The sequence below is a fragment of the Capsulimonas sp. genome, from assembly GCF_039929585.1.
Taxonomy (GTDB): domain Bacteria; phylum Armatimonadota; class Armatimonadia; order Armatimonadales; family Capsulimonadaceae; genus Capsulimonas.
In genome coordinates this window covers 1-10,276 of the sequence record NZ_JBDSQY010000130.1, presented here as the reverse complement: position 1 = coordinate 10,276, position 10,276 = coordinate 1, and the positions used below count along the sequence as shown (strand labels likewise).

Below are 10,276 nucleotides of genomic sequence, written 5' to 3'. Positions count from 1 at the left end.
GCCCCTCCGCCCCAATTCTGGGGGACCAGATTTCGGACTATGGCATTTTCCGGGTTCCCCAGAATTGGGGCGGAGGGGTGAACTCCGAGTCCCCCAGAATTGGGGCGGAGGGGCCATCTTCATCTGCTCTTTTCACCCCACGTAACCCTCGTGCGGTGCATAATTACGAACGCTCCCTTTCCCGCCCGAAGCAGCTTGTTGGGAAAAAGGGAGAAGCGCGCTAAAGCGCCAGGGGAATAGGGCCTACCCGCACCCGCAGTGTCCGTATCTCATACGGCCGCACATCGAACATTACCTTCTCCCCATCCACCGTCACCGGCCGCGCACGGCTTTCTTCGGTCTCCACCTCCAGCAAATTCACTTCTACGGCTGACTCCAATGTGCGCCCAAATGTTAGCGTTACCGGCCCGCGCTGCCCATAGCATTCGTACAAACGTACGATCAAGCTGTCGTCGTCTTCGGCCTTCTTCACCGTCTCCACAATCACATTCGCTTTGTCTGAAGAAACAAATGAAAAGCTCACGGGCAGATCGCCGTGGGCCTGGACAGCGGCGAATTGGGTGGGGATGTTGAACTCGTAGGCGCGCTGGATGGTCTCGGCGGCGCGCCAGTCTCCGGCATGGGGGTAGAGGGCGTAGGCGAAGCGCTGGCGGCCGAGGTCTGCTTCGGGATCGGGACTTGTGGCGCCTTTGAGGAGGGTCAGGCGCATGACGTTGTCCTTGATGTCCCAGCCATATTTGCTCTCGGAGAGGAGAGAAACTCCGTAATCACCTTCGCTGAGGTCCGCCCACTTGTGCGCGCAGACTTCGAAGCGAGCCCAGTCCCAGCTCGTGTTCCAATGGGTCGGCCGCTCGACATTACCGAACTGAATATCGTACGTGGCGCGCGGGCTGCGCACGTTGACGGGAAAGGCGGCTTTCAGCAGGGTGTGTCTTTCCTGCCAATCGACTTCGGTGTCGAAGTCGATCCGGGCCATATCTCGGTACAGGCTAATGCGCTGGCGAACCGTGCTGCCTCGCCCGAAGGCGCGCGTCACTTCGATACTCGCGCGAATAGGACCATGTTCTGCGACGGCAATACTTGTCAGCGATTGCACAGGCTCCATCTTGTCTTGATAGAAGATATCGATATCCCAGGCGTCGTAGTTGAGTGGCTTGTCTTCGAATGTCAGAAGGGCGTTGCCTTTGCAATAGGCATCCTGATCGATGATTTCCCGCTCGGCGCGCTTATCCCAAAGAGACGAGATTTCGCCATTTTCGTCTAGCGTGAGTGTGAAGAATTGGTTTTCCAGCCGTCGTTCTGAGACATGGAGGGATGGCTCTTCGTGCGCGTTGTCGGCGAGCGGCAGGCCCTCGGCGCGCAGCGTGTCGTAGCCGAGCGCGGGGACATGACTGAGATGGACGAGCGTTTTCTCTCGACCATCGAGATCGACGATATGCTGGCCGGGCAGGCGGAGATCGCGGGGCGCTTCGGCGACGTCCGAGCGCGGCCAGGACAGGGGGTTGTAAATGACGACGTCGCCCGCGTCCTCAGGGATATTGCGGGCGATGGCGCCGAGGGCGCCCTGTACGGTGTCCGATGCGATCCCGAGGATCGTGAGATAATCCCGGTCGCTGTCCTCGTAAACCTCGCGAATGGATGAGCCGGGGATAATGTCGTGGAACTGGTTCAGCAGGGCCAATTCCCACGCCTTCGCCAGTTCTGGCGTTGGATAGCGGCGTCCTGTGAGCAGACCGGCAAGCGACGAAAGCTGCTCCGCCGTCTGCAAGAGAATTTCCGATTGGCGATTGAACTTCTTGTTGCGCGCTTGCGATGTGTACGTCCCGCGATGGTATTCCAGATAAAGCTCACCGACCCAGCGCGGCAGGTTCGGCTTGCCTTCGACTTGCCGCGCTAGCTCTTCAAAGAACTCCTCGCCGCTGGACAGCTTTACCTTCGGCATTCCGGGGAAATCTTTGAGACGCGCCGCCGTTTCCAGCATGGCGCGGGTGGGGCCGCCGCCGCCGTCGCCCCGGCCGTAAATGTAGAGGTTCGAGTCCGTGATGTTCTTTTGCTTGTATTCCGTCCAGTTTTTGCGCAGCTCTGTGGGCGTCATAGAGGCGTTGTAGTCGCCGAGGGGGGAGTAATGGGTCAGGAGGGATGTGCCGTCAATGCCTTCCCATTCGAATGTCTGATAGGGCGGCTTGTTGATCTGGCTCCAGTAGATCTTGATCGTCATGAAGTATTTGAGGCCCGCTTTTTTGACGATCTGCGGGAAGGCGGCCGAGTATCCGAAGACATCGGGAAGCCAGACGACATTGCTGTGCGTCCCAAACTCTTGCTGGAAGAAGCGCTGGCCGTAAAGAAACTGACGGACCAGGCTCTCGCCGCCCACCACATTGCAGTCCGATTCGATCCACATCCCTCCGACGGCTTCCCATTGCCCTCGCTGAATAGCCGCCTGAATACGCGCGTAGACCTCGGGATAGTCTTGCTTGAGGTAGGCGTACTGCTGGGGCTGGGAGCAGGTGAATTTGTACTCGGGATACTGCTCCATCAGTGTGAGCGCCGTGGTGAAGGTGCGTCCGATTTTTTTGCGGGTGTGCGCGATGCGCCAGAGGTAAGCCGTGTCGATATGCGCGTGGCCGGTCGCCCAGATCGTCGGCGCAAAGTTCGAATCGGCGTGATACTTCTGGTAGAGATGGGTTTGGACATACTCCCGCGCCCGCGCGGCGGACGCATAAAATGCATCGTCGCCCGCGCCGCGCGTCCAGTCCAGAAGGTTTGTGGCCGCGTCCAGCACATCGAGAATGACGGAGTATTCCCGCGCATTCACATCCATCGTCTTCGCCGAGTCCAGGGCGACGCTCATATCGTAAAAGAGCGCTTCGGCGTCGGTGTCGATCCATCGCAGTTCGGCGGTCTTGATCTGCACGGTCTTTGGCGTGAATACGCGTGCGTGGCGCTGGTCGCCCAGCCCGGTGTAGCACTCCAGAGCTAACGAATATACGCGGCCGCCTTCGGCGCTTTCCGAAAGCAGTAAATCGTGGTGGAAGAGATCGATCGCCTGCGTAGGAGTTCCGTCGATCCACACCAGCGTCTCCGCTTCGGCAAGCTCCAGCCCCAAAAACACGCGCTGTGCGGCCCACGTCTCGGGGATCGCTGCTTTGCCGCGCAGCCAGATCGTCTGCTCGCGCGCCTCATATGTCCCAAGCGTCGGCAGCAACTCCCAATCACCATCGTCGAAATCAGGATCAGCCGCGCCGGCGATCGGGCCGGTCGCCTTGCGCCAGTCGCCCAAAGGCATGGACGCGCGAACCTGCGCTTTTTTCAGCTCCGCAATTCGCTTCTCGATCTTTTCGACGGTGTAATGCCAGCTCACGAATGTTTCTCCTTTTTGACCGTCGAGAGGGCGTGAGTGACGATCGTATCGCCGTAGGCGGTATCGAGTTCTTTGTAGCGGATCAACAGGCGATAATAAATCGGGCCATAAATCATGTCGATGAGAATATCCGGGTCGGTATCGCGGCGGAACTCGCCCGAGGTGATGGCCTTGTAAATCACCTCATGGCTCACTGCGCGCCGTGGCATGATATACCGTTCTTGATACTCTCGGAGCAGATCCGGGCTGCTCTGCGCCTCCGCGACCAGTTCGCGGGCGACCTTGCCGAAGAACCCGTTCAAAAACTCAATGGTCGTCGCGACCTGAAGGCGAATGACTTCCTCGGCGGTTGCTTCCATTGGCGCGCGTACCGTAGGGATCTTTTGGCGTTCAAAGAGGTCGAGCACGAGCGCAAACTTCGAGGGCCACCATTTGTAAATCGTCGGCTTCCCCACGCCTGCCCGTCGGGCGACCTCCTCAATGGTGAGATCCCGCACCGACTTCTCCGTCAGGATCGCCTGGACTGCATCCAAAATCTGCTCGTGCGATGTGGCGCTGCTGCTGGCGGGGCGCCCACGCTGTTTTTTCTCGGCTTGCTGCATTTTTTATAGACTCTTAAAATAATTTCCGTTACGTGTCGTAAAACTATTGACACGCATGGCCGAATATGAATATACTTTACTCGGCGTTAAGAAAATTGTCAACTCGCAATCAGGAGATACACATCATGGCCACAATCACACATGCGATTTCACCCGAAGACTGCGCCGCGATGGCGGAGCTACGCAAAGCCGCTGCGAATATCACGGTGACATTCGATCCGGCGTCTCGTCCCATGCTCGACGAGATGCTCAGCCACACGCCTCCGGCGCCCGGCGTCACTTCCGAGGCGGCGACAGTCGGCGGCGTTCCGGGGTATTGGGTCCGGCCGACCGATGTCCTTCCCAACGCGGCGATCCTTTACTTGCACGGCGGCGCCTACAATGTCGGTTCGGCCGGGGCGTTCCGAAACTTCGTCGGCCAGATCGCCACGCGGGCGGGCGTTGCCGCCTTCGCGGCGGAGTATCGTCTGGCGCCCGAGCATCCGTTTCCTGCGGCGGTGAACGACGTCATGGCGGCGTATCATGGGGTAATCAATGAGGGTTTTACGGAGATTGCGATCGTGGGAGATTCCGCGGGTGGCGGTCTGACGCTCGTGACGTTGGCCCAAGCAATCGAGATGACGCGCGATGCCGGCGAAATCCAGCCGCGATGCGCGGTGGTGATGTCGCCCTGGACGGATTTGTCGCTGAGCGGCGCCAGCATCACGGAACGCGCCTTGGCAGACCCGTTTCTGAAGCACGATTCCATTGCCGCCGCCTCCGCTCGCTATCTTAACGGGCATGACGCGCGTGATCCGCTGGCGTCTCCATTATTCGGCGGCTTGACCGGCCTGCCGCCGATCCGAATACATGTCGGCGAGGATGAGATTCTGCTGGATGACTCGCGGCGTTATGCCAAACGCGCCACCGCCGAAGGCGTCGAGATTGAACTGCACATCTGGGAAGGGATGCCGCACGTGTTTCCCAGCAATGTGGGAACGTTCGCGGCATCGGAAATCGCTCTCGACGACATCGGCGCCTTTTTACGCCAGCATCTGAGCAGCCTGTGACGACATGGGTTTGGCCCCTCCATTCTATCCTTCCCGGTCCCCCAGAATTGGGGCGGAGGGGCCATCCTAAAGACTCAACTCAACCCTATAGCGAATCCAGGAACGCCTTCAAGTCATTGCGCTCCTGCGGCGACAGGTTCATATTGAATCGGCCGTTGTAGAAGGCGATTACATCGCCCGTGGACGCCGCCGAGCCGTTGTGGAAGTACGGCGCGCGGGCGGGCAGACCGCGCAGGGTGGGGACTTTGAACTTGCCGATGTCTTCCCATTTGCCGGTTACGAGCGCGCGGCCCGGGTCGGTCGTCAGACGCAGGCCGCCGGTTGTCTTATTGCGCAAAGTGTAAAGCGGCATGTCCGGCGTGCGCCGCCCAGCGTCGGACAGGCCGAGATCAAGGAAGTTCGCCGAGGAATGGTTGCCCGCGTTAGGTGTGTTGTGGCAACCCGAACAGGTCGTCCGTACGAGTGAGAGATGGACGACGTCGTTAAAGCCCGCGACATTCGTCACGGCAATTGGGTGAGTGTTGAAGATCGCCTCGCCCCGCGCGATCGATCGGCGCGCCGCCGACTGCGGATCGGCGCCCGCGATACCCGTCCATTTGTCGAAGATGGTGAAGACCTTAGGATTGAACGTGGGTAACAGCTGGTCGTTCTCTCCGGGCGTAAAGGGCAGCGACGAAAGGAACAGCGGTCCGCCGTCCGCGCCATTGATATTCAGCGCCCCCGCCACGCGGTCTGTCGACTGCGCGGAGAAGAGGCCCGTTTCAAAGGCGACGATCTGCTGCAAGGCGGCGGCGCTCGGCGGCGACGCGCCCTGGGCGTGGGTCAAAACAGCGTTTGCCGCCTGATGCGCCAGATTGGCGGACATTGCGGCGCCGGTCACGGTCTCTCGCCCATCCCACATCACCACGCTGAGGGTTTTGAGGTTCGTCGTGGGCAGCGGCCGCCGGAACAGCGAAAGCTCCGCAGACGAAGCAAAGCGATACGGATCATTTGCCGCCGCCAGCGTGAACTGTGCGCTCGCCGGCACGGGAAGCCCCACGCGGATATCGCCCTTGCTGAGCAGCATGCTGTACGCCGCGCGCCGGGAGGCCGGCGTGGAAACGTCGGCGTTCGGCGAGTTCGAACCATCCACGGTCCGGAACAGCGGGTCCAGTCCATTGGTATCCAGGAACCGGGCCTGAGCATTCGCCGGCGTGATGCTCCATGCATTACCCGGCTGATGGCAGGTGACGCACGCGCGCCCGTTGCGGCCCAAGCTTGCAAAGAACGGGTGAGTCGCCGTGACCTGCCCCGTCGTGCTGATCGTCGTCATCTGTCCCGTCGGGTCTGCGAACACCTGACCGGTGTTCGGAGGAGTCGGGTTTGTCGGGGGAGTATTCGGTGGCGGGCCTCCCGGCGGTCCGGCGGGCGGCGGCCCGGGTGGAGACGGCGGAGGCGGCGTGGTCGCCGCCTGCGCGAGTGTCGCGAAAAGTCCAGCGGTGGATGCCGCCAAAATCCATGGAAGTCGACGTGACGCCATATGCATGTCCTCGTTTCAGTGAGCGCTTGCTAAAGTTCGCTAATTTTAGCAAGGCATCATGAAGCAAACATGAAGAAGTTATGAAAATATCATGATGCCTGAAATCTATTGACAGCGTACGCGTATTGCGTAATAATATACGTAATATGCGTACAAGGAACTTATTAGACGCTCTCTTTCCGAAAACGCGCCAGTCAATATTATCAATGCTTTTACTGCATCCAGATCGGAGGTGGTATCTGCGTGATTTGGCCGGCGCTCTGGGTTTAACGCCTTCCAGCTTGCAGCGTGAGATGGCTTCCCTTACCGAAGCCGGCCTCCTGCGTCGTGAAGTCGATGGTAATCGCGTATATTACCAAGCAGACCCCACATTCCCAATCATGAGCGAACTGCAAAGTATTTTTGCAAAAACGACAGGGTTAGCAGACCAAGTTCGCGCGGCCTTGGATCCTTTTGTAAGCCAAATTGACTTCGCATTTATCTATGGATCGGTTGCGCGAAATGAACGAACTGCTTCTAGTGATGTCGATGTGATGGTGATTGGGGCGGTGCGTCTGTCTGATTTTTCCTTACCATTTCGTGAATTGGAGCGCACACTGCAAGTTCCAGTGAACACGACACTTTTTTCACTTACGGAATTTATGAGGAAGCTGGAGCAAGGAAGTCATTTTTTAGAAACGGTGATGCAGGGGCAAAAAATATTTTTGAAGGGAAATGAGAATGAGTTGGCAAATGCTGTTAGCGCGGCAGTTGGTAAGATCGCACGTCACGAGTAAGAACGAGATTGACGAGTTGCGCGGCGTGATCGCGCGCGATCTTGCGGACGCTGCAATCAGCGCGCTTTCCTCGGACCGGCGCTTCGCGACCGCTTACAACGCCGCTTTGCAAACCGCTAAAATAGTGATTGCATGCGCCGGCTATCGCGTCGCGGGGTTAGGTCATCATCAAACCACTTTCGAAGCAGCTGAATTAGCGATTGGATCGCAGAGCGCGACGCTGATGGCTTTCTTTGACACATGTCGCCGGAAGCGAAATATCGTAGATTACGACCGGCACACGTCGCTACGGATACGGAAGCTGAGCAAGTGCTGGAAGAAGCAAAACGGTTTCTTCAAATTGCGGAGAATTGGATTGCCCTTAACTATCCCGCCCTTGCGATAGTCCCCCCGTAAACCTGCCGGATTCCTTTGGATGCTCTGACGTTTGCTTGCCTCGTCCCCGATAACTTTAGCAAGTAAGAGTTTTCAAAGGATCATTTCATGAAGCGTCAAGGATTTACACTCATCGAGCTGCTTGTGGTTATCGCCATCATTATGGTGCTTGCGGCCATTCTCTTCCCCGTGTTCGGGAAGGTGCGTGAGAAGGCGCGGCAGACATCGTGTATGAGCAATCAAAAGCAGCTGGGGCTTGCGGTATCTCAGTACACGCAGGATAACGACGAGTATTTTCCCGGCGTGCAGCCCTATGGGGTAGGATGGGCGGGGTCCATCTACCCTTATGTCAAGAGCAAGGATGTTTACACCTGTCTGGACGACAGCGGCAATACGCCTAGCAAAGTTTCCTATGGGTTCAACGCTAATCTCACCCCTGCCGCGTCGGCGCAAACCGGAAGCGGCGCCGTCAACAGCGCGGGACTGACCTCCGATTCCAAGACGGTGATGCTGTTTGAAGTGAGCGGCAACCCGACGGACCCAAGCGACCTTAATGAAGCGACAAGCGTGTCGGCGTGGGGAATGGACGCCGCCGGAGGGGGATTCTTCTACGGCCCCGGCAGCTACGCGACCGGCGATATGGGCCAGCCGTCCTACAGTGGCAACGACGGCGGCCGCCCGGGCGGTCGTCACACGGATGGCTCATGCTTCCTGTTCGCCGACAGCCACGTCAAATGGCTTCGCCCGAGCGCCGTTTCTCCCGGCCACACCCAGGACTCCCCGGACCTGGATCAGGGCGCCGGCAGCTACGCCGGAAACGCCGCCGGCACAAACGTCTCCACCTTCACCGCCACGTTCAGCACGATGTAGATTTCGTTCATCACGGATACAGACACAGCCCGGCGCGATATTTCGCGCCGGGCTGCTTGCTTTTACGGTTTCCTATGGCAAGCGCTTACATCTTCATACCGTGCATGGGCGCCATCTTGCCGCCGATCGTCATCTGCTCCGCCATCTGCAAGTGCGATTTCAGCGTCGGGAGTGTCGTGGCGGCGAAATGCATTAGGGTCGGCATCTTGCCGGTGGACGCTTCCTTCTGAAACTCGGAAATGTCTTTGTGATGATCCTCGATCATATCTTTTTTGTAGGCGCTGTCAAACGCCGCGCCGTGCAGTTTGGAAAGGCGCGCGTAGGTGGCTTTTTCTTCTGGTCCCGGAGTAGTGGGAACGCTGAGACCGAGTCGCGCTGCCGTTTGCTTAAGCGTGTCGTTCGCCTTGGAGTGATCGGTCACCATATGCTGGCCAAAGGCTTTGACGCTGGGACTGCTACCATTTTGGATGGCCAGTTTCCCAAGCATCACTTCTCCGGCTCCGCCCTGTGCGGCCTTCATGACGAACTTCTTATCATTGGAGCCGACCATGGGGGGCCTCGCCGTCGCGTTCACTCCCAATATGATGACCGCTCCGATTGATAAGGCCAGTACGCCCAAGCTCCGATGCGCGGCGGATAATCTGTTCATGATATTGATGCTCCTGTGTCATTTGAGAAAATTGCTTTTGTAGGATCGCGGTTGTCCAATGCTGGTTCAGATTACCCTTAGGTTACTCAGAGGAAACATTATGCGGCGCCGCCGATTGTTGGATCGGTGAGGTACCCTGTACGGTGACGCCGTCCATGGCGTGAATTTTGGAAGCGGCTGCTTTGGATGGCGGCGGGAGATCATTGAATGAGTGATGTGAATACGGGGCTGACCCTGGATCTGAGCGGCAAGGTCTGCGTCGTCACCGGCGCGACCGGAGAGTTGGGCCGTGTGATGACTCGGACGCTGGCTCGGTGCGGGGCGGATGTCGCGATCAATTATCTGCGCAACGTGGAGATGGCCGAGACGCTGGTCCGCGAAGTGCGGGAGATGGGGCGACGGGCGATTGCCGTGCAGGCGGATGTGACGGACAAGACGAGTGTGAACGCGATGCGCGATCAAATCTCTGCCGAACTGGGCGTCGCGGATGTGATTGTGAACAACGCCGTGATCCAGTATGACTGGACATCGGTGCTGGAGCAATCCGTGGAAGATTACGAGAGCCAGTTTCGCTCGTGCGTGCTGCACAATGTGCTGATGGCTCAGGCGTTCACGCCGGCGATGATCGAGCGCGGGACGGGCGGGCGCGTGATCGGGATCAATACCGAGTGCGCCATGCAGAACTTCGCGGGCCAGTCGGCGTATGTCGCCGGCAAGCGCGGGATGGACGGCATCCTGCGCATTCTGGCGAAGGAGATCGGCGAGCACCAGATCACCGTCAACCAGGTGGCGCCCGGGTGGATGATCAGCGACCGCGACCGCGCGAGCGGGACCGAGGAGAACGAAGGCTACGCGAGCAAAGTTCCACTGAAACGCCGTGGGACGGATCAGGATATCGCGAATGTCGTCGCGTTTCTGGCGTCGGACCTCTCGGGTTTTATCACCGGCGCGTATATCCCCGTCTGCGGCGGGAATGTGATGCCGGCGATTTAGCGCGGCCCTCATATAACCCACCCCGGCGCTTCGCGCCCCTCGTGACCTACCCCCGGCCTTCGGCCGACCCCTCCCTTGAAGC

At 58.9% G+C, this 10,276-nt stretch carries 9 protein-coding genes; 5 read left to right on the top strand and 4 right to left on the bottom strand.

All coding sequences use genetic code 11. The annotated features are described in order from the left end of the window. Positions 1-220: 220 nt before the first annotated feature. A complete protein-coding gene (locus ABIZ35_RS08865; RefSeq protein WP_348219529.1) occupies positions 221-3,361 on the bottom strand; it encodes an alpha-mannosidase in 3,141 nt (1,046 codons plus the stop codon). Then, positions 3,358-3,963 carry a TetR/AcrR family transcriptional regulator gene (locus tag ABIZ35_RS08860; protein ID WP_348219528.1) on the bottom strand — a complete coding sequence of 202 codons (606 nt, stop codon included), beginning with the start codon at positions 3,961-3,963 and terminating at the stop codon, positions 3,358-3,360. Before ABIZ35_RS08860 ends, ABIZ35_RS08865 begins: the two co-directional genes overlap by 4 nt. Positions 3,964-4,088: 125 nt before the next feature. Between ABIZ35_RS08860 and ABIZ35_RS08855 the strand changes: the two genes are divergently transcribed. Beyond that, entirely contained in the window at positions 4,089-5,012 is a 924-nt protein-coding gene (locus ABIZ35_RS08855) for an alpha/beta hydrolase (RefSeq protein ID WP_348219527.1), read from the top strand. A gap of 85 nt (positions 5,013-5,097) precedes the next feature. On the opposite strand, the gene ABIZ35_RS08850 is transcribed toward ABIZ35_RS08855, so the two are convergent. Then, positions 5,098-6,531, bottom strand: coding sequence for a hypothetical protein (locus ABIZ35_RS08850; protein WP_348219526.1), 1,434 nt, complete (start codon positions 6,529-6,531; stop codon positions 5,098-5,100). Positions 6,532-6,779: 248 nt separating this feature from the next. Between ABIZ35_RS08850 and ABIZ35_RS08845 the strand changes: the two genes are divergently transcribed. From ABIZ35_RS08845 to ABIZ35_RS08835, 3 genes are all read left to right on the top strand, one after another. Continuing rightward, positions 6,780-7,307, top strand: coding sequence for a nucleotidyltransferase domain-containing protein (locus tag ABIZ35_RS08845; RefSeq protein WP_348219525.1), 528 nt, complete (start codon positions 6,780-6,782; stop codon positions 7,305-7,307). Then, the gene (locus ABIZ35_RS08840; RefSeq protein WP_348219524.1) at positions 7,252-7,692 is read left to right on the top strand and encodes a hypothetical protein; all 441 of its coding nucleotides are present in this window, start codon (positions 7,252-7,254) and stop codon (positions 7,690-7,692) included. Before ABIZ35_RS08845 ends, ABIZ35_RS08840 begins: the two co-directional genes overlap by 56 nt. Before the next feature lie 98 nt (positions 7,693-7,790). Continuing rightward, positions 7,791-8,552 carry a DUF1559 domain-containing protein gene (locus tag ABIZ35_RS08835; protein ID WP_348219523.1) on the top strand — a complete coding sequence of 254 codons (762 nt, stop codon included), beginning with the start codon at positions 7,791-7,793 and terminating at the stop codon, positions 8,550-8,552. Between the two features lie 85 nt (positions 8,553-8,637). Here ABIZ35_RS08835 and ABIZ35_RS08830 read toward each other — a convergent pair whose 3' ends face one another. Continuing rightward, positions 8,638-9,201, bottom strand: coding sequence for a DUF4142 domain-containing protein (locus ABIZ35_RS08830; RefSeq protein WP_348219522.1), 564 nt, complete (start codon positions 9,199-9,201; stop codon positions 8,638-8,640). A gap of 207 nt (positions 9,202-9,408) precedes the next feature. Here ABIZ35_RS08830 and ABIZ35_RS08825 point away from each other — a divergent pair, with 207 nt between their 5' ends. Then, positions 9,409-10,194, top strand: a complete 786-nt coding sequence (locus ABIZ35_RS08825) for an SDR family oxidoreductase (protein WP_348219521.1) — start codon at positions 9,409-9,411, stop codon at positions 10,192-10,194. Positions 10,195-10,276 lie beyond the last annotated feature (82 nt).

Coding starts and splice junctions, on each gene's coding strand:
- ABIZ35_RS08860 (WP_348219528.1), bottom strand. CDS start 3,963: ATGCAGCAAGCCGAGAAAAAACAGCGTGGGCGCCCCGCCAGCAGCAGC.
- ABIZ35_RS08855 (WP_348219527.1), top strand. CDS start 4,089: ATGGCCACAATCACACATGCGATTTCACCCGAAGACTGCGCCGCGATG.
- ABIZ35_RS08850 (WP_348219526.1), bottom strand. CDS start 6,531: ATGGCGTCACGTCGACTTCCATGGATTTTGGCGGCATCCACCGCTGGA.
- ABIZ35_RS08840 (WP_348219524.1), top strand. CDS start 7,252: ATGAGTTGGCAAATGCTGTTAGCGCGGCAGTTGGTAAGATCGCACGTC.
- ABIZ35_RS08835 (WP_348219523.1), top strand. CDS start 7,791: ATGAAGCGTCAAGGATTTACACTCATCGAGCTGCTTGTGGTTATCGCC.
- ABIZ35_RS08830 (WP_348219522.1), bottom strand. CDS start 9,201: ATGAACAGATTATCCGCCGCGCATCGGAGCTTGGGCGTACTGGCCTTA.
- ABIZ35_RS08825 (WP_348219521.1), top strand. CDS start 9,409: ATGAGTGATGTGAATACGGGGCTGACCCTGGATCTGAGCGGCAAGGTC.